The following is a 17,956-nucleotide window of genomic DNA, read 5'->3' on the forward strand; positions in this document are numbered from 1 at the left end:
TCCGAACCAGACACCACTGGGGGCACCATGTGAAGTCTCGAGACATCGTTCCGGTCGGTGTCTCGAGACTTTTCTCGTTAACAGGTCTTCACAGGGTTGATGTAGAAGTTGCACACAAAACTTCTAGCTAAATGGAAAGAATGTGGAACTTTATGGGGTGGTGTCTCGTTGAATGGGGTGAGATAGCTAATTTGCACCTCTCTTAGAAAGGACAACCGTGCGTTCAAGCAATCCGGTAATGAGTTCTCTGACCGAAAATAGTAGCCGCCAAAACTCTGGTTATGAGGACGTATCTACTCGTCCCATGACCGTGGATGACGTAGTGACCAAGACGGGCATTACCCTCGGCGTCATCATCGTCGCCGCAGCCATCAACTTCGCCCTGGGAATGCTAGTAAGCCCAGGTATCGCCATGGCCTTGACCTTGGTCGGTGGTATCGGTGGCTTCATTACCGTGCTCGTTGCCTCTTTTGGCAAGAAGTGGGGTTCTGCTGCAGTCACCCTGATTTATGCCGTATTTGAAGGCCTATTTGTCGGTGGCTTCTCCTTGATGTTCTCCAACGTCAACTTCCAGGGCGAGGGCGGCATGGCCATCATTGGCCAAGCGATTGTCGGCACCATTGGTGTATTCATTGGCATGCTGATTGTGTACAAGACTGGCGCAGTGAAGGTGACTCCGAAGTTCACCAAGATCCTTTTCGGCCTGATTGCTGGCGTTGCTGTCATGGCTCTTGTTAACTTCTTGGGCGCGATTTTCTTTGACTTCAACCCACTGCGTGATGGTGGCCCGATTGCCATTATCTTCTCGCTCGTCTGCATCGTTCTGGGTGCCCTGTCCTTCCTGACCGACTTTGATCAGGCTGACCGCATGATCCGCGCTGGTGCTCCTGCTAAGAACGCTTGGGGCGTAGCTCTTGGCCTCGCTGTGACCCTGGTCTGGCTCTACACTGAGATCCTCCGTCTGCTGAGCTATTTCCAGCGAGACTAACTGACTCTTTTGCATTGGCCCGCACTTCGGTGCGGGCCTTTTTGTTGCCAAAAATCGCTTACAAACGTGTAATTTCTGGGGTAATTCTGGGGGATAAAGTGCGGGTTTAGCCTTCATTTGGTCTACAAAACCACTCCCCGGGGTGGTACAGCTAATGAGCAGGAAATTTCGCCCTTTAGACGTTATGGATGTGACATATGGGGCAAATAATTTTGTTAAATTGCCGTTAACCTTTGCGGTTGCATAGAAAATTCTTGGGGCCTCATGCATGCTGTGTACCGGAACGGGAAATACGAAGTGAAAAGTTCTCTGTTTCACTTTTCCTGTTCCTCTCGTCAGGAAGTGAGTGCGCGAAGGATTGTTGTGAAGCGTCAGGTCACCGTAGCAACGTTGATGGTCAGCAGCACCGTTATGCTGAGTAGCTGCGTTGCGGACATCGGTACGAGGAGCGCGTCAGAGGAGACCACCAAGGTGGACGAGGCTGGCGGCATTAGTTCGGCCGACGGTGCAGGGGGAACCAACGGGGACCCGGGGGATGATGCGGACGACAATCAGGGGGAATCGGCACACACTAATGGCGGGGAGAATGCGGACGGCGCCGGCCAACCGGGGGAGGCCGGCGCCACGGGGTCGGGAGACACTTCCGGCGTCCTACCGCCACTGGGGGAATTCGATCCGGCAGACCCGAGTTTCGAGCTTTTTGATCCGTGTACGGAGATTCCGTACGGCAGATTAGAAGCTTCTGGGATACATCCTGAGCCTATTTCGGTTCATCGGGAGTCAGGATGGAGTTTCTGTGGATTTCGTGGCTCTGAGGCGAGGTATGGAAAAGCCTCTATCACTTTGGCGTCAAAGAATTTGGGGATCGATCAAGAAACAATCAAATTTACCGGTGAACCAATTTTGACTGGCGAGAATCTACCTCTCGTAGCTTATCCAGAAGATGGTCCTTTGGGCCGATACTGTTCGGCATTTCTAGAGACTAAAGGTGGAACAGTGAAAGTTAGCTTTTCCAATCTTCAAGAAGGTTCTGTAGAGACTACCTGCGAAAATGCCGAGCAAATATTTGAAGACCTTACAATGTAAATAAAAATCGGGGGAGCAATGAAGCTGAATAGTCAGAATCTTGAGCTGAATTCTATGGCAATTAATGAATTTCAATCAAGAATTAGTGAAGTAGGAGCGGGGATAAATTCTCCACTTAATGCAGGATTTTCTTCAGTTAATGGAATTGATCATGTAGGTGCGGTTCACCAGAGGGTTCTTGAGACTGACCCGGGATCTGCGTGTGAATCAATCAAGACCTTTTCAGAGCAATTAGAATGGTTGTACGACAGTCTCGGGCGGGAGGCTCGAGGGTTTCAGGCACAGGAAGACGCGAATAGTCGGGGAATGGAGATCGCGGATGCGGGTGGGGATATCGGCATTGAGTCGATGCCGATTATGAACCAGCCTGAGCCGGGGTACAGCCCATTTGGGTTTTCCATGCCGGTGGTGAATGTCGGTACGGACATTGTGAAGCTGGCTACGGACCTGATGTCGACGCAGATTTGGAATGTGTCAGAGGCGAATGCGCGGTGGAGCTCGTTGGCGTCGGAAGTCGACGATATTGTTAGCGGGTTACAGGAAGCAGCCGGGTCTTTGGAAGGCGAGAACGACAGTGAGGCAACGTCGAGGGCGGCGGCAAAGATTAGGGAAGTGGCGGCGTCGGGAAGCCACTTTGTAGCAAATGCCAAGGTCATGGGGGAGAAGCTGACCGGATTCCACGCCAAGTTGATGGGCATGCAGCCGACTGCGATGGCCATGGCGATGGAAGTGATGGCCATTCCAGAACCGGTGGAGCGCGAGATTGCGGAAAAGGCCGCATTGGCCGCGTTGCAACCTGACCTGCAGCGCTTCGCGGTAGAGGCAATGCCGTACCAGCACGCTTTGATGGAACAATCGCCGGCGTCGGGAGGCGGCGGCGTTGAGGCCGGCCTCGCCGGAGTTGACGGTGATGGGCAGCGCTACACCACCGATGCTGTGGTATGGCCAAAGAAGATTGCGGAAGCGATAGCGCGAGGAGATTTGGGGCCGGGGAACTTCGACGTCGTCAATGGCAATGTGGACGGGCTAGAAGCAGTGGGGATGAGCCCACAGGAAATTACTGATTTTCACCAGCAGATGCATACTAGCGGCAGGAATGCGCTGGAAAAGCTGGGCCTAGGAGACCACGTAGCCATCGGCGGCAATGACGTGTCCACCCAAGGTGCATCCATGCCGGGCGTAACTGCGCCGAACGGGGCGATGGGGCAGGTTCCTAGTGGCACGGCGCATCCGGTTGCCGCAGGAGCAAACGCTGGCGCGCTTAATAACAGTGGTGCGATGGCGCCGACAGCTACAGCGCAATCCGCTACTTCTGGGATGGCGCCGATGATGGCAGCTGGAAGGCCTGCGGATGCGGGCCGTGGCGTACTCGGCGGTCAGTCGCTACGAGGCGGAATTGGATCCGCTGCAGGAAGTGTAAGTGGCGGCGCCGATATTGCGCGTGCCGGAAAAGGGGCGCAGTCGGGCCTGCACCTTGGACGCGGAGCCGGAGCGCCCTACGCCGGTGTTGGTTCAGGCGTGCGCGCTGGCCATAGCAATGCACTCGGCGGCGGTTCGGGTATGCGCGCTGGTCTTGGCAGCGGTGCTGGTGCGGGCATGCGGCCCGGCGTGGGTGGCGGCCTTGTTCCAGGAACAGGTGGCAGCGAAAGCGCCGCGGCAGCGCGCGGTGGCAATGCAGGCCGCTCAACCGGAGGGGCGCGAGCCTATGGTCCAATGATGGGGATGCGCGGAGGCAAAGACAGTGAGAAAAAGCGCGTAAAGTCCGTCACCACGCAGGTCGAAAGGGACCCGAATAAGCGCGACCTCCTGGGGGAGCCGCCCGCTGTCGTACCCGGTGTCATCGGGGATTGGGTGCGAGAAGTGGACCCAGGAAAATAGCATGAAAAAGGGCCGAGGATATCCCTCGGCCCTTCAAGCCTTATTACTGCTGTGGCAGTTCGGTGGCGGTACCGTTCAAGTGCGGCTGTGCAGGCTCTTCTGGAACACCGGACTCGACTACAGGTGCTTCCTCTTCAATAACGGTCTCTGGTGCGGAAGAGCTGGTCTCAGCAGCCTTCTGCATCGGGGCCTCACCAGTGAAGGTGGAGGCATTTTCTACCTTGGAATCAGAATCCTGCTGGTTCGGTGGGTGGCAAGCAGCGAGGGAGAGGCCAGCGGTGAAGACCAGGCCAGCGGCGGCGAAACGGGAGAACTTCTTCATGGGGATGTGCTCTTTCTCCAGAGTAGTAAGTGGTTAAAAGTTTAGGACTCGCGTGGAGCAGCGGCCTTAGCAGAATCATACGGCGCTGCGGATTCGATGGTGACCGAAATGGTCTTGCCATTCGGAGCGGTGTACTCGCGGGTCTCGCCCTCTTGTGCACCAAGGATGGCAGCGCCCAGCGGGGACTGCTCGGAATAGGTTTCTAGGTCCTTGTTATCGGAAGCAGCGGCGCGGGTACCGATGAGGAAGGTCTCCTTATCGTCCTTGTCACCGTTGTAGTAAACGTGAACTACGGAACCGGTGTGGGCGACGCCTTCCTGAACAGCACCGCGCTCGGTGGTGGCATTCGCAAGAACCTCAGAAATCTGCTTGATGCGGGCCTCTTCCTGGTCCTGCATCTCACGTGCGGCGTCGTAACCGGCGTTCTCTTTGAGGTCGCCTTCCTCACGACGCTCGTTGATCTCAGCCGCGACTACTGGGCGGTGGTCGATGAGCTCCTGCAGCTCGGCCTCGAGCTTCGCCTTGGTTTCCGGGGTGATGTACTGCTTTTGCTGCTCAGCCATTCTGCAACCTTCCGTAGATAGGAATTGTGGTCAAAGCCCCTGCTAATCCCTGGGGCTATAAGTAAAAGTGGAACGGGGCATATGCCCAGTTCTAGGCGCTACAAATCCTAGCACACGCGGCTAGCGGCTTTCCGCGTAGTCAGGGTTATCCATATCTAAGTATTCGGGGATATTGCCGGAACAACCATAGGCCCCGCCAGCTACGGCACGAGCGTTGGTCGGCACGTCGACAGCGATGCGCTGGGTTTCGTTTCCGCCCGCGGGAACAGGGAATTCGCGGCGGCCTACTTCGGACTTGGAATAGTCAAAGGCCTGGACAATGCAATAAGCATCTTCATCGGTGTGATTGCGGGTGACATCGACCCAAACGCGGGTGGAATCATCGCTCAAAACCTCCTGGGTCACGATGGACACCTGTGCGTTCACGCGTTCCTTTTCCTGGAAGTACCGGAATCCGAAGAAAATAAGCGCGATAAAAATGGCGACAAAGATGAGCACCAGCGCCTTATTAGTCCAGCTACCAGAGTTCTTTTCAGAGGAGCCGCGGGAGCCGTAGCGGGCGACTGAGCGAGATTTTCCGGCGGAAGTCATGGCTTCCACTCTAGCCGAGGACCACTGTTTTCCAATTATCTACTAGGATAATCATCTGTTCAAAGAACCTAGATTAATAAGGGGATGGATTTTCAGTGAGCGATTTTCGCCTACTAGCGATCCACGCGCACCCAGACGATGAATCATCCAAGGGTGCTGCAACCACCGCGCGCTATGCCGCAGAAGGCAATGAGGTTTTGGTGCTAACTTGTACCGGCGGCGAGCGCGGCGATGTGATTAACCCCGCCATGGATCGCCCGGGAATCAAGGAAAAGATGGGCGAGGTGCGCCGGGAAGAAATGGCTAACGCTGCGCGGGCGCTGGGCGTACAACACCGCTGGCTGGGCCACGTTGATTCCGGATTGCCCGACCCAGTTGAAGGCAAGACTATGGAGGAATTGCTTCCGGAGGGCTGTTTTGCGTTGCTGGGCGATGACACCGTCGCGCAGGAATACGTCCAGGTTATCCGCGAATTTCGACCACACGTCATTGTCACCTATGACGAAAATGGCGGTTATCCGCACCCAGACCATTTGGTGGTGCACCGGGCTTCCATGATCGCGTGGGAGAAGGCAGGCGATGCCGAGTACCACCCAGAGCTGGGTAAGCCGTGGGAGCCGCTGAAGCTGTACTATTCGCACGGCTTTGTTTATCAGCGCATGAAGATGTTCCATGATCTGCTGCTAGAAGAGGGTAAAACCAGCCCTTATGGGCCGATGCTGGCGCGCTGGGACACCACTTTTGGAGATATCATGGCGCGTGTCACCACCCAGGTGGAATGCGCGGATTACTTCAGCAATCGCGAGGAGGCCTTGCGGGCGCACGCTACGCAGATCGATCCGGCGGGTGCCTTCTTGGCGACGTCGGTGGAGGTACAGCAGCGCCTTTGGCCCACCGAGGAGTTCGAGCTGGCGAAGACTCGCGTTTCTACCTCCCTGCCAGAAAATGACCTCTTCGCCGGCATCGAAGAGGAAGAGGAGGCTTAAGATATGAGCATGTATGGTTCTTTCGTGCTTGCCGCACATGACGTATTTGTACTTGCCCAAGGAACCGAGGGCGCCGAAGGCGGCCCAATGGGCCCTGAATTTGGCAAAGCTTCGCCCATTGGCCTGCTGATCCTGGCGCTTATGGGCGTTGCGGTACTGTTTGCAGGCTGGAATTTCCATCGCCGGTACTCACGCTTTCGCCGCCGCATGATGTTTGCGGAGGACCACGGAATCGATCCGTTCGATGAGGAAGCCGTGGATAAGGCGATGAAGGAAGCCGGCATTTACGATAACCGCAAGAAGTCCATTTTCTAGGCGGATAGACTAATGAGCGTGAGTTCTCTCAAGCAGCTGGCTTACCCAGCTTATGAAGCCCGTCTGGCGCGCCTGATCAAGGGCAAGCCGCAGCCTAAGCACATCGCCATCATGGCCGATGGCAATCGTCGGTGGGCGCGTGAGGCTGGGTTTACCGATATCAGCCATGGTCACCGCCAAGGCGCAAAGAAAATCGGAGAGATGATCTCGTGGTGCCGCGATACCGATATCGAAGTGGTCACCATTTATTTGCTGTCCACGGAGAACCTGAAGCGCAGCGAGCAGGAAGTAGAGCTGCTCTTTGACATCATCTCGGACGTGGTCACGCACCTATCGCATAGCGACGTCGGCTGTCAGGTGCGCCTTGTTGGCCACCTCGATCTGCTCCCGGACGAAATTCGCCAGCGCATGGTGACGGCGGCGGCGGAAACCGAGGACAATACCGGGGTCATCGTCAATGTGGCGGTGGGCTATGGCGGGCGCCAAGAAATTGTGGACGCAGTGCAGAACTTGGTGCGCGCGGAAGCAGAGAAGGGAACTACCGCAGCGGAGATGGCGGACCGCGTTACCGCAGAGTCCATTGGGGAGCACCTGTACACCAAGGGACTACCGGACCCAGACTTGGTTATCCGCACCTCTGGTGAACAACGCCTGTCGGGCTTCCTTCTGTGGCAGGCCGCGTACTCCGAAATCTGGTTTACGGATACTTACTGGCCTGCATTCCGCAAGGTGGATTTCCTTCGCGCCTTGCGGGACTACTCCCAGCGTTCGCGCCGCTTTGGCAAATAGGCTCTAGAGCTTGCGCATTCGCACCTGTTCTACCAGGTGATGCGAGCCCTTTTTCAGCACGAGGGAGGCTCGCACACGGGTGGGCAGGATATTTTCCACCAAGTTCGGCAGGTTAATGGACTGCCAAATTTCGCGGGCCTGGTCGCGGGCCTCCTCATCGTTCATGTCTGCAAAGGCAGAGAAGTGGGCGTTGGGCTCGCGAAAAGCGGTGTGGCGCAGAGTAAGGAAGCGGTCGATATACCACTGCTCGATATCGTCGGTGCGGGCATCAACATATACCGAGAAATCAAAGAGGTCCGCCACGGTCAACGTGGGGCTCGTTTGTAGTACATTGAGCCCTTCCAGAATAAGGATGTCGGGCTGGTGAACTTCTTGATATTCCCCGTCCACAATGTCATAGGAGATATGGGAATAAAGCGGCGCCTTGACCAGAGGCTTTCCTGATTTTACGTCCGTGACAAAGCGAAGGAGTGCACGCCGGTCGTAGGATTCTGGAAATCCCTTGCGCTGCATGAGGCCGCGTTTCTTGAGGGTTTCGGTGGGGAAGAGGAAGCCGTCGGTTGTCACGAGCGCCACCTTGGGGTGGGACTCCCAGCGTTGCAAGAGCACCTGAAGGAGGCGGGCGGTGGTGGATTTTCCCACTGCCACGGAGCCGGCTACACCGATGACAAAGGGAACGTGCGTCGGAGGGTTGCCTAAGAAAGATTCGGTAGCCGTGGTGAGCTGCTGGCGTGCCATGACCTGCATATGGATGAGGCGGGAGAGGGGGAGGTAGACATCAGCTACCTCGTCCAAGTCGATGCGGTCTCCTAGGCCGCGAAGCTTTTCCACCTCGGTTTCCGTGAGTACCTGGGGCATGGATTTACGCAGTTCACGCCAGGTCTCGCGGTCAAAATCTAGGTAGGGACTCGAATCCAATGTGCGCGCCATGGCTCCATTGTTGCACTTGCATAATCTGTGGGTAAAAGTATGCCCCCTTAGGGTGCATGGCACGATAAGATATGCAGCAGCCCATACCGCATGATTTTGAGAAGGGGACCACACCTTTATGGCTTCTTTTACCTCTGACCTCCGCGACCTCGATCCGGACGTATTCGGCGCAATTCAGGGAGAGATTTCCCGCCAGCGCGAAACCCTGGAAATGATCGCCTCTGAGAACTTTGTGCCTCGCGCCGTGCTCCAGGCACAGGGCTCCGTGCTCACTAACAAGTACGCCGAGGGCTACCCGGGTCGCCGCTACTACGGCGGCTGCGAGCATGTCGACGTCGTTGAGGACCTAGCCCGCAACCGCGCTAAGGAACTCTTTGGTGCGGAATTCGCCAATGTTCAGCCGCACTCCGGCGCGCAGGCGAACGCCGCGGTTCTTTCCACCATCGCTGAGCCGGGCGACAAGATTTTGGGCCTGTCCCTGGCTCACGGCGGCCACCTTACCCACGGCATGAAGCTGAACTTCTCCGGCAAGCTTTATGATGTCGCAGCCTATGAGGTGGATCCAGAGACCATGCGCGTGGACATGGATAAGCTGCGCGAGCAGGCGCTGAAGGAAAAGCCGAAGGTCATTATCGGCGGCTGGTCTGCCTACCCGCGCACCATGGATTTCGCGGCCTTCCGTGAAATCGCTGATGAGGTCGGCGCTTACCTGTGGGTAGATATGGCCCACTTTGCGGGTCTTGTGGCGGCGGGCCTGCACCCGAGCCCAGTTCCTCACGCGGATATCGTGTCCACCACCGTGCATAAGACCCTGGGTGGCCCGCGCTCCGGCATGATTTTGGCCAAGCAGGATTATGCCAAGAAGATCAATTCCAACGTCTTCCCGGGCCAGCAGGGCGGACCGCTGATGCACGTGGTCGCTGCCAAGGCCATTGCTATGAAGATTGCTGCTACCGAGGAATTCAAGGAGCGCCAGGAGCGCACCTTGGAGGGTGCTCGCATCCTGGCAGAGCGCCTTACCGCAGATGATGCCAAGGCGGCTGGCGTGGACGTGCTGACCGGCGGCACCGATGTGCACTTGGTCTTGGCGGACCTGCGCAATTCCGAATTGGATGGACAGCAGGCAGAGGATCTGCTGCATGAGGTGGGCATTACCGTTAACCGAAATGCCGTGCCGAATGACCCGCGTCCGCCGATGGTCACCTCCGGCCTGCGCATTGGTACTTCTGCGCTGGCAACCCGCGGCCTCGATGCCGAGGCCTTCACCGAGGTTGCAGATATTATCGGCACCGCCCTAGTCCAGGGCAAGAATGCCGATGTGGAGGCCCTGCGCGCTCGCGTGGACAAGATTGCCCAGCACTACCCGCTGTATGAGGGCCTCGAGGACTGGAAGCTGGTTTAGTCCTTCACCTCATGGCCACGGGCCTGCGCCATGGTAGCGCGGGCCTGCTGAAGCCATTCCGGCTGCTCTTGGAGGAGCTGATTGATTTCCGCTGTGGTCAGCGGCTTATCCATATCGTTCTTCTTGAGCGCGGTAACAGAGATTCCCAGCTTATGGGCAACCTCGGGGCGGGGGTGGGGCCCTTCGCGGCGCAAGGTTTGCAGCCACTCGGGTGGGTTATGCTGCAGTTCGCGCAGCTCTTCGTGGCTAATGGCGCTATTTTGGAACTCGTCCGGCGCGGCGGGCAGGTAGATGCCTAGCTTCTTCGCCGCGGTTTGGGCACGCATGGCGGTGCCGGATGGTTGCTTTTGTTCTTCAGTCACGCTTTTACCGTAGCACTTTCAGTAGACTGTCCTCTATGCTGCGCTTAGCTTTTGCCACGGGTACAGAACCTGGAAAGTGGTTCCGCCGATTCGAGGAAAATACTGCTCATGGTGGCTTGTCCACCATTGATGCGGACGATGCGCTTGCCCCGCTGGTAGCCGGCGAGGTGGACCTAGCTCTCGCGCGCTTGCCGGATGCGCGGGTGGATGACACCTTTCACGTGGTGCGACTTTATAAAGAGGCCCCTGGCATTGCCGTTCCCAAAGACTCGGTCTATGCGGAGGTGGGCGAGGAGCTTGCGCTTGCCGACGTCGCCGATGAACACCTCAACTACCGCCTCGCCGATTCCGGGCGTGTCGATGTCCCCGCAGTCCGCGACGCCTTGCAGGTAGTGGCGGCCAACGTGGGTATCGCGATTGCGCCGCGGCCCCTGCTGAAGGTCCTGAGCAAAAAGCAGGTGGTGCCGTTGGGCCTTAAGGACGAGTCCGTGCCGGTTACGGAGATTGCGTTGGTGTGGCGCAAGGATGAGGATGGGGAGGCGATCCAGGACTTCGTGGGCGTCGCTAAGGGCCGTACGGCTCGTTCCTCCCGCCAAGAGAAGCCGAAGCGCAGCGCCAGGGAAAAGGCGAAGGCGAAGCAGGCGCGGAGAAACGTTAACAATTCGTTACAAAAGAAAAAGAAGGTCCCTAAGCAGCGCAAACGTAGGTAGGCCTTTACTGTTTGCTGTCTACTTCCTGTCCGGACGGGTGGCGCCAGCTGGGAGTCGTCGTTACGGTGGTCGTTGTTCGCCATAAAGGGTGATTTAACAATAATTTTAGAATTAACTTACTTTCTCGATGAAAGGATGATGCAGTAATGCAGAAGATGACCCGTCGTATCGCAGGTGGCTTTGCAGCCGCAACCCTGTCCGTTGCTCTCGTAGCGTGCTCCGATGCTGAGGATGCAGCTAACGACGCTAAGGATACCGCCGGCTCCGTAGCTGCAGACGCTACCGACGCTGCTGGCTCCGCTGCTGCTGAGGCTACTTCCAAGGATGACGCCGACGATGCGGACGCTTCCGAAGGTGCGGATGCTTCCGACGACGCCGATGACAAGGGCGGCGCTACCAAGTCCATCGCTACCGCTAACGGTGACGTAGACGTTCCGGCTGATTTCGCTTCCGCTATTGAAGAGAAGAAGGCTGAGTGGGGCGACGTAAAGAGCATCGAGCAGGGTGACGATGATGAGTTCCTCGCTAACTTCGATAACGGCAACCTGCTGACCTTCGACGACGATGAGGGCGCTCAGCCTATCGTCGGCAAGATTGCTGAAACCTGGAAAGAGCAGGGCGGCTTGGACTCTGAGGTAGGCCTGCCTAAGGCTGCTGAGGAGAAGGCTGCTCAGGGCAAGGGCTGGACCCAGCAGTTCGACAATGGCGTAATCTCCTGGATCCAGGACGAGAGCGGTAAGTTCACCTCTTCCGTAGAGAAGTAAAAAGCTCCTTTAGAGCTTCTCCCTCTGCAGCAAGTGCTGCGGAGGGATTTTTCGTTTTCTTAATGTTCATCTTGCACCCATGTAATTTCAACCTTCGGTGCCTACTTTGGGTGGCAACCCCGTGGATCCGGGGTGATTCGGAAGAAGTCTGATCTACCGCACACTAAGGGAGAACCCTGCCATCATGTCTCGTCCCTCTGTACTTTCTACTCCGCTTGCCGCTACTGATAACACCGTCGCTACCAAGACCTATGTAGTGGATACCTCGGTCTTGCTTTCTGACCCTTGGGCCCTGCGCAAATTTGCGGAACACGACGTGGTCCTTCCCGTTGTAGTTATTTCTGAACTGGAAGGAAAACGTCATCACCCGGAGCTTGGCTGGTTCGCCCGCCAAGCTCTTCGCTTTTTGGAGGAGCTGCGCGCTACCTATGAGGCCTTAGACCAGCCGGTTCCCGTCAACGTCGATGGCGGCACCCTGCGCGTGGAATTGAACCATCAAGACCAATCCTTGCTGCCTACCGCATTCCGCGGGCCAGAAGGTGACCACCGCATCTTGGCGTGCGCGCTTAACCTTGCGCACGAGGGGAAGGACACCGTGTTGGTCACGAAGGACGTGCCCCTGCGCGTAAAGGCCGGCGCGGTTGGCGTGCAGGCGGATGAGTATCACGCCCAGGACGTAGTCTTGACCGGCTATACCGGAATGGCGACGGTGCAAACCAGCTCGGATGTCATCGATGCCCTCTATCGTGATGGGGAAGTCATGCTAGACGGCGTCGAAACTGAAAAGGGTACCGCCGTTGAGGATCTACCGGTGCACTGCGGTTTGACCTTGGCGGCAGGCGCGCAATCCGCGCTGGGTCGCATGAGTGCTGATGGCGTGGTCGAGCTCGTACGTGGTGATATCAATGCCTTTGGCCTCCAGGGACGCTCCGCGGAGCAGCGTATCGCTTTGGATTTGCTGATGGATCCCAACGTAGGGATTGTCTCCATCGGTGGCCGCGCCGGCACCGGCAAGTCGGCACTTGCGCTGTGCGCCGGCTTGGAGGCGGTGCTCGAGCGCGGCGAGCACCGGCGCATTGTGGTCTTCCGCCCGATGTATGCGGTTGGCGGGCAGTCGCTGGGATACCTACCGGGCACGGAATCGGACAAGATGAACCCGTGGGCGCAGGCGGTCTATGACACCTTGGAAGGCTTGGTGTCTGAAAACGTCATGGAAGAGGTGCACGAGCGCGGCCTCATCGAGGTCTTGCCCCTGACGCATATTCGCGGTCGCTCGCTGCATGATGCTTTTGTCATCGTGGATGAGGCGCAGTCCTTGGAGCGAAACGTCCTACTTACCGTGCTTTCCCGGTTGGGGAAGGGCTCGCGAGTAGTTCTTACTCACGATGTGGCGCAGCGCGATAACCTTCGCGTAGGCCGGCACGACGGAGTGCAGGCAGTGATTGAAAAGCTCAAGGGGCATGAGCTTTTTGCACATATTACGCTGCAGCGTTCCGAGCGCTCGGCCATTGCGGAGCTCGTTACTGACCTATTGGAAGGCGGCAACTAGGCCAAGTTCGTTCGCGTTGGGCGATCTTTATGTGTACAGCGTGGCGAAGCTGGGCATGTCCCAGTAATAATGTTGTATATGAGCGAGAACGCCAAGCAGACGTCTTCGGACGATAAGAAGAAAGATTTCCGCATCCGCCCCTTCACCGCGGCGGATTACCCGCAGATGCGAGAGATCTATGAACAGGGGCTCAATACTGGGCACGCCACCTATGAGACCCGATCCCTGACCTTTGAAGAATTCAAAGCCGGCAAGATCATGCCTTCGGTGCATGTGGCCGTTGAGGCAAATGATGATTCTAAGGTCTTGGGGTGGGTTTCCGCGGCCCCTGTATCTACCCGCACCGTCTTCCACGGAGTAGTGGAGGACTCCATCTACCTAGGTGCCGAGGCACAGGGCCGTGGTATCGGCGGCGCACTTCTGGATCGCCTGATCGAGGTGTGCAAGGACCTGCACAAGTGGGCTATCCACTCGTGGATTTTCCCTGAGAACGCAGGTTCTGCGGGGCTGCATAAGTCGCGCGGCTTCGTGAAAGTAGGCACCTACTCGCACATGGCAAAGATGACCTACGGCGAGCTTGCGGGCCAGTGGCGCGACACCGACGTATATGAGCTGCTTTTGCCCAAGCCGGAGGAAAAGAAGCGGTAGCTTCCCCGGCGCATACTAGCCCCTGCTCGTACCACACTCGTGGTAACGATGGCAGGGGCTTTTTGTTTAGGCCTTAGAACCAGGGGAGCGGCAATAAAAATGCCCCGCCTAGGGCGGGGCATATCGGCCCACCGTGCGCGCGGGCTTGCGCCACACTTCGATGGGACCGGCCTGGATTTGTAACGCCGCTTGGAGGCCGCCGGGGGCATAGCCGAGGGCGGATTCAATGGGGGCGTCGGCAAGCGGGAGTGCATCGCGCAGGGCATGCAGCTACCGGCTAGTGGCCTGTATTTCTGCAGGTGAAGGTGATATTAGTCAATCGTTTCCTTCAGTCGCTCCTCGCGCAGTGGCAGGAGGAGGATGAGGGCGACGATAACCAGCGGAACCATGAGGGCGATGACCGGGGTCAGTCCGTCATTGTAGGAGTTGAGGATTGCTTCCTCGATGGGCTTGGGGAAGGACGCAACCAAATCCGGGGTGAGGCTATTGGCACCGCCATTGGCGTCGCCGAACTTCTCCGCGTAGGCGGCGCCCTCCGGTCCCATCTTCTGGAAAGCCTCTGGCAAGCGGGTGGCCATCTCATCCTTCATATTGTGGATGAACATGGAGCCAACCAGGGAAGCACCCAGTGCGGAGCCGATCTGGCGGAAGAAGTTATTCGCCGCGGTAGCCGTACCCACCTGGGACAGCGGGAAGGAGTTCTGGACGATGAGCACGAGGACCTGGATAACCATGCCCAGGCCGATGCCGAAGACGAGGAACTCGCAGCCCAGCTGCTTCAGGGAAGTCTCTACGGAGAGGTGGGACATCCAGAACAGGGCGCCGGCGGTAATCGCCAGGCCGATGATGGGGTAGACCTTGTAGTGGCCGGTGCGGGCGATGATAAAGCCCACGCCAGTGGAGGTGCCGATAAGGCCAACCATCATCGGGATCATCATGAGACCCGCCTTGGTTGGGGTCAGGGTGTGCACCATCTGCAGGTAGGTAGGCATGTAGCCCAGAACACCGAACATTGCCAGGCCAAGTACCACGCCGGAGAGGGTAGTCAGGGCCATGTTGCGGTTCTTGAATAGGCGAACCGGGATGAGCGGTTCTTTAGCGCGCAGCTCCACAAAGACGGTGATGATGGCGCCGATAATGGTGATGGCACCCAAGGTGAGGATCATGGAAGAGCCCCACTCGTACTCGGTGCCGCCCCAGGTGGTCATGAGGATAAGGGAGGCGGTGGTGATGGCGATGAAGGTGGCACCTAGCCAGTCAAAGCGCTTCATATCGGCATCACCTACGCGCAGGTGCAGCACGAGGGTGCACACGATAATGGCGAGGATACCCAGCGGGATGTTCATCCACATGCCCCAGCGCCAGCCTGGGCCGTCGGTGAACCAGCCGCCGAGGACGGGGCCGAGAACCGAGGACAGGCCGAAGACGCCGCCCATGATGCCCATGAACTTGCCGCGCTCACGGGAGGAGGTGACCTCGGCGATGATGGACTGGGAGGAAATCATCATAAAACCTGCGCCAAAGCCCTGCACAGCGCGGGCGATGATCAGCAGTGTCATGGAGTTTGCAAAGCCGCCGAGGGTAGAGCCCACGACGAAGGTGGCGATACCACCGATGTAGAGCCACTTGCGGCCCAGCATGTCACCCAGCTTGCCGGAAATAGGCATGGCGATGGTCATGGTGACAAGGAAGGCGGAGATGACCCAGCTCATGTGGTCGACGCCGCCAAGCTCACCAACGATGGTGGGAAGAGCAGTAGAGAAGATCATTTGGCCCAAAGAGCTCATCAGCATGGTGAGCATCAAAGCCGAGAAGATAAGCCCGAGGTTATCGGCTCGGGACTGGCCCTGCGTGGGGGCCTTAGTAGCCGTATCTACCATCGCATTCCTTTCATAAAATCTGTTATTAGCGTGAGGGAGGTATCGAGTCGCGCGTGGAGGTCCTTGCTGCAATCCGCATCGGGGGATGCCATCGCGAGCCAAAGTGCCTCGCGGACGAGGCCGGCGATGAGCATCGCCTCGGTACTTGCGGAGCAGTTATCGAGGACGCGAAGCTCCGGTTCTGTGGTGAGGCGTTCTTCAATGAGATCGATAAGCTCAATGGACTTTGCCCGCTTCCGGCTTATTGCCGCCGCGGCCGCATCCGGATCATTAGAGATGCGCTTGCGGCGGTCCCGGATGGTCGGGTTGATGTGGTGGCCTTCCATGTGTTGCCTGACCAACTGGAGGACGAGTCCCACCATGCTGGTCGTTGGCTCCGTGAGGAAGAATTCCCGCATCTCCTCCGTAAACTCGGTGCTCGGGGCGCCCAGCACGGCGGATTCTTTGGAGTCGAAGTAATTGAAGAAAGTGCGCCGAGAAATACCGGCTACTTCGCAGATCCTCTCAATCGTGACCGCGCTAAAGGATTGTTCATCCACCAGCTTTGTGGCGGCATCCTCAATGCGCAGGCGCGTCTCGAGGCGCTTCTGCTCGCGTAGTGATAATTCTTCTTGCACGGCATGCAACTTTACACTCGGTGCAAACTTGCACCAAGTGCAAAAGTGGTGATTTTAGAAGTGCGTTTCCACTAATGTGTGCTATGCCATAGCGCTTGCCGACGCCCCCTTACCCCAAGCATGCGAAAACCCCGCCCGAGTCCTGCCCGGGCGGGGTGGCGGTGCGGCGATTACTTAGAAGTTATCGCGGTCGCGGTTAGTCATGCTCAGCACGTTGAGGCGCTTATCCAGCTCTTCCTCGGTGAGGTTTTCGCCGTCGACGAAACCCAAGTCAATAACGGCCTGGCGGACGGTGATCTTCTCGTGCAGGGCGTGCTTTGCTGCCTTTGCTGCGTTCTCGTAGCCGATGGCAGAGTTGAGCGGGGTCACGATGGAGGTGGAAGACTCCGCAAAGTGCTTCATGCGCTCCTCGTTGGCTTCGATGTGATCGATGCACTTATCGGCAAAGACGCGGGAAGCATTGGCCAGCAGGCGAGCGGACTCGAGTACGTTGCGCGCCATCATCGGGATGAAGACGTTGAGCTCGAAGTGGCCCTGAGCGCCGCCGAAGGCTACGGCTGCGTCGTTGCCTACCACCTGGCCCGCCACCATGGTGACGGCCTCTGGGATAACCGGGTTGACCTTACCCGGCATGATGGAAGAACCCGGCTGCAGGTCCTTTAGGTGAATCTCGGCCAGGCCGGTCAGCGGGCCGGAACCCATCATGCGCAGGTCATTGGCAATCTTATTGAGGGATACAGCAACCGAGCGCATGGCGCCGGAGAATTCTACCAAGCCATCGCGGGCAGCCTGTGCCTCGAAGTGATTTTCTGCTTCCTTCAGTTCCTTCACGCCGGTGAGCTTCTTAAGCTCCTCGGTCACCTTGGCGCCGAAGTCAGCGGAGGTATTCAGGCCGGTACCGGTGGCGGTGCCGCCGATGGCCAGCTCACCCAGACGCGGCAGGGTGGCCTCAATGCGTTCAATGCCCAGCTCGATCTGGCGGGCGTAGCCGCCGAATTCCTGGCCCAGGGTAACCGGGGTGGCATCCATCAGGTGGGTGCGGCCGGCCTTGACCACATCAGCGAATTCCTTGGCCTTCTTGGTCAAGGACTCGTGGAGGACCTTCAGGCCCGGGATGAGGTCATTAACGGCAGCTTCCGTAGCAGCCACGTGCGTAGCGGTGGGGAAGGTGTCATTGGAAGACTGGCCCATGTTCACGTGGTCATTCGGATGAATTTCCACGCCATTGTTATGTGCCAACGAGGCGATGACCTCATTGGTGTTCATATTGGACGAGGTGCCGGAACCGGTCTGGAAAACGTCGATAGGGAAGGCATCGTTATGCTTGCCCTCGGCGATTTCGGTAGCGGCGGCAATAATGGCATCGGCCTTATCTGCATCCAGCTTGCCGGAATCCTTATTTACCTGGGCGCAGGCTGCCTTGAGCAGGCCAAGAGCGCGAATCTGCGCATTTTCCAGGCCACGGCCGGAAATAGGGAAGTTGTCCACTGCGCGCTGGGTCTGTGCACGCCACAGGGCATCTGCAGGAACCTTAACTTCGCCCATGGTGTCATGTTCAATGCGGTATTCAGTCATG

Annotated in this window: 19 protein-coding genes; 11 read left to right on the top strand and 8 right to left on the bottom strand. The window is 57.8% G+C overall.

Annotated features, from left to right (window positions below):
• The first annotated feature begins 238 nt into the window (after nucleotides 1-238).
• The 3 genes from CORTU0001_RS03480 to CORTU0001_RS03490 all read left to right on the top strand — a co-directional run bounded on the left by CORTU0001_RS03480 (nucleotide 239) and on the right by CORTU0001_RS03490 (nucleotide 3,952).
• Nucleotides 239-988: a Bax inhibitor-1/YccA family protein gene (locus CORTU0001_RS03480; protein ID WP_005327420.1), complete on the top strand. Its 750-nt coding sequence runs from the start codon at nucleotides 239-241 to the stop codon at nucleotides 986-988.
• Nucleotides 989-1,459: 471 nt separating this feature from the next.
• The gene (locus tag CORTU0001_RS03485) at nucleotides 1,460-2,074 is read left to right on the top strand and encodes a DUF3558 family protein (protein WP_244262093.1); all 615 of its coding nucleotides are present in this window, start codon (nucleotides 1,460-1,462) and stop codon (nucleotides 2,072-2,074) included.
• A gap of 306 nt (nucleotides 2,075-2,380) precedes the next feature.
• A complete protein-coding gene (locus CORTU0001_RS03490; RefSeq protein ID WP_005327422.1) occupies nucleotides 2,381-3,952 on the top strand; it encodes a hypothetical protein in 1,572 nt (523 codons plus the stop codon).
• 43 nt (nucleotides 3,953-3,995) lie between these two features.
• Here CORTU0001_RS03490 and CORTU0001_RS03495 read toward each other — a convergent pair whose 3' ends face one another.
• The 3 genes from CORTU0001_RS03495 to CORTU0001_RS03505 all read right to left on the bottom strand — a co-directional run bounded on the left by CORTU0001_RS03495 (nucleotide 3,996) and on the right by CORTU0001_RS03505 (nucleotide 5,428).
• Nucleotides 3,996-4,274, bottom strand: coding sequence for a hypothetical protein (locus CORTU0001_RS03495; protein ID WP_005327425.1), 279 nt, complete (start codon nucleotides 4,272-4,274; stop codon nucleotides 3,996-3,998).
• Between the two features lie 41 nt (nucleotides 4,275-4,315).
• Nucleotides 4,316-4,837 carry a transcription elongation factor GreA gene (gene greA / locus CORTU0001_RS03500; protein ID WP_005323614.1) on the bottom strand — a complete coding sequence of 174 codons (522 nt, stop codon included), beginning with the start codon at nucleotides 4,835-4,837 and terminating at the stop codon, nucleotides 4,316-4,318.
• Nucleotides 4,838-4,957: 120 nt separating this feature from the next.
• Nucleotides 4,958-5,428: a DUF4307 domain-containing protein gene (locus CORTU0001_RS03505; protein WP_034668116.1), complete on the bottom strand. Its 471-nt coding sequence runs from the start codon at nucleotides 5,426-5,428 to the stop codon at nucleotides 4,958-4,960.
• A gap of 95 nt (nucleotides 5,429-5,523) precedes the next feature.
• Between CORTU0001_RS03505 and mca the strand changes: the two genes are divergently transcribed.
• From mca to CORTU0001_RS03520, 3 genes are read left to right on the top strand one after another with little or no spacing between them, the layout of a single operon-like run.
• Nucleotides 5,524-6,414 (top strand): mycothiol conjugate amidase Mca, encoded by an 891-nt coding sequence (gene mca, locus CORTU0001_RS03510; protein ID WP_005323612.1) that lies wholly within the window; start codon nucleotides 5,524-5,526, stop codon nucleotides 6,412-6,414.
• A 3-nt stretch (nucleotides 6,415-6,417) separates the two neighbouring features.
• A complete protein-coding gene (locus tag CORTU0001_RS03515) occupies nucleotides 6,418-6,729 on the top strand; it encodes a hypothetical protein (RefSeq protein ID WP_005323610.1) in 312 nt (103 codons plus the stop codon).
• Between the two features lie 12 nt (nucleotides 6,730-6,741).
• Nucleotides 6,742-7,518, top strand: a complete 777-nt coding sequence (locus CORTU0001_RS03520; protein WP_005323608.1) for an isoprenyl transferase — start codon at nucleotides 6,742-6,744, stop codon at nucleotides 7,516-7,518.
• A 3-nt stretch (nucleotides 7,519-7,521) separates the two neighbouring features.
• Here the strand turns inward: CORTU0001_RS03520 and coaA are convergent, their stop codons facing one another.
• Nucleotides 7,522-8,448, bottom strand: a complete 927-nt coding sequence (gene coaA / locus CORTU0001_RS03525) for a type I pantothenate kinase (protein ID WP_005327431.1) — start codon at nucleotides 8,446-8,448, stop codon at nucleotides 7,522-7,524.
• A 118-nt stretch (nucleotides 8,449-8,566) separates the two neighbouring features.
• Here coaA and glyA point away from each other — a divergent pair, with 118 nt between their 5' ends.
• Nucleotides 8,567-9,850 (top strand): serine hydroxymethyltransferase, encoded by a 1,284-nt coding sequence (gene glyA, locus CORTU0001_RS03530; protein WP_005323605.1) that lies wholly within the window; start codon nucleotides 8,567-8,569, stop codon nucleotides 9,848-9,850.
• Here the strand turns inward: glyA and CORTU0001_RS03535 are convergent.
• Nucleotides 9,847-10,176 carry a DUF5997 family protein gene (locus CORTU0001_RS03535; RefSeq protein ID WP_023021891.1) on the bottom strand — a complete coding sequence of 110 codons (330 nt, stop codon included), beginning with the start codon at nucleotides 10,174-10,176 and terminating at the stop codon, nucleotides 9,847-9,849. The two genes, glyA and CORTU0001_RS03535, sit on opposite strands and share 4 nt — an antisense overlap.
• Nucleotides 10,177-10,247: 71 nt before the next feature.
• Between CORTU0001_RS03535 and CORTU0001_RS03540 the strand changes: the two genes are divergently transcribed.
• The 4 genes from CORTU0001_RS03540 (at nucleotide 10,248) to CORTU0001_RS03555 (ending at nucleotide 13,883) form a co-directional block, all read left to right on the top strand.
• The gene (locus CORTU0001_RS03540) at nucleotides 10,248-10,922 is read left to right on the top strand and encodes a LysR family transcriptional regulator substrate-binding protein (protein ID WP_005327433.1); all 675 of its coding nucleotides are present in this window, start codon (nucleotides 10,248-10,250) and stop codon (nucleotides 10,920-10,922) included.
• A gap of 146 nt (nucleotides 10,923-11,068) precedes the next feature.
• Nucleotides 11,069-11,686 carry an LGFP repeat-containing protein gene (locus tag CORTU0001_RS03545; RefSeq protein ID WP_005327434.1) on the top strand — a complete coding sequence of 206 codons (618 nt, stop codon included), beginning with the start codon at nucleotides 11,069-11,071 and terminating at the stop codon, nucleotides 11,684-11,686.
• A gap of 184 nt (nucleotides 11,687-11,870) precedes the next feature.
• The gene (phoH2, locus tag CORTU0001_RS03550; RefSeq protein WP_005323596.1) at nucleotides 11,871-13,235 is read left to right on the top strand and encodes an RNA 5'-3' helicase PhoH2; all 1,365 of its coding nucleotides are present in this window, start codon (nucleotides 11,871-11,873) and stop codon (nucleotides 13,233-13,235) included.
• Nucleotides 13,236-13,313: 78 nt separating this feature from the next.
• A complete protein-coding gene (locus CORTU0001_RS03555) occupies nucleotides 13,314-13,883 on the top strand; it encodes a GNAT family N-acetyltransferase (RefSeq protein WP_005327435.1) in 570 nt (189 codons plus the stop codon).
• 311 nt (nucleotides 13,884-14,194) lie between these two features.
• Here CORTU0001_RS03555 and CORTU0001_RS03560 read toward each other — a convergent pair whose 3' ends face one another.
• The 3 genes from CORTU0001_RS03560 to CORTU0001_RS03570 form a co-directional block, all read right to left on the bottom strand.
• Complete coding sequence (locus CORTU0001_RS03560; RefSeq protein ID WP_005327436.1) at nucleotides 14,195-15,763, bottom strand: MDR family MFS transporter; 1,569 nt, start codon at nucleotides 15,761-15,763, stop codon at nucleotides 14,195-14,197.
• Nucleotides 15,757-16,380: a TetR/AcrR family transcriptional regulator gene (locus tag CORTU0001_RS03565; RefSeq protein ID WP_005327437.1), complete on the bottom strand. Its 624-nt coding sequence runs from the start codon at nucleotides 16,378-16,380 to the stop codon at nucleotides 15,757-15,759. Before CORTU0001_RS03565 ends, CORTU0001_RS03560 begins: the two co-directional genes overlap by 7 nt.
• Before the next feature lie 174 nt (nucleotides 16,381-16,554).
• Nucleotides 16,555-17,955, bottom strand: a complete 1,401-nt coding sequence (locus CORTU0001_RS03570; protein ID WP_005323592.1) for a class II fumarate hydratase — start codon at nucleotides 17,953-17,955, stop codon at nucleotides 16,555-16,557.
• Between the last annotated feature and the right edge of the window lies 1 nt (nucleotide 17,956).

The sequence above is a fragment of the Corynebacterium tuberculostearicum SK141 genome (assembly GCF_000175635.1).
Lineage (GTDB): Bacteria > Actinomycetota > Actinomycetes > Mycobacteriales > Mycobacteriaceae > Corynebacterium > Corynebacterium tuberculostearicum_C.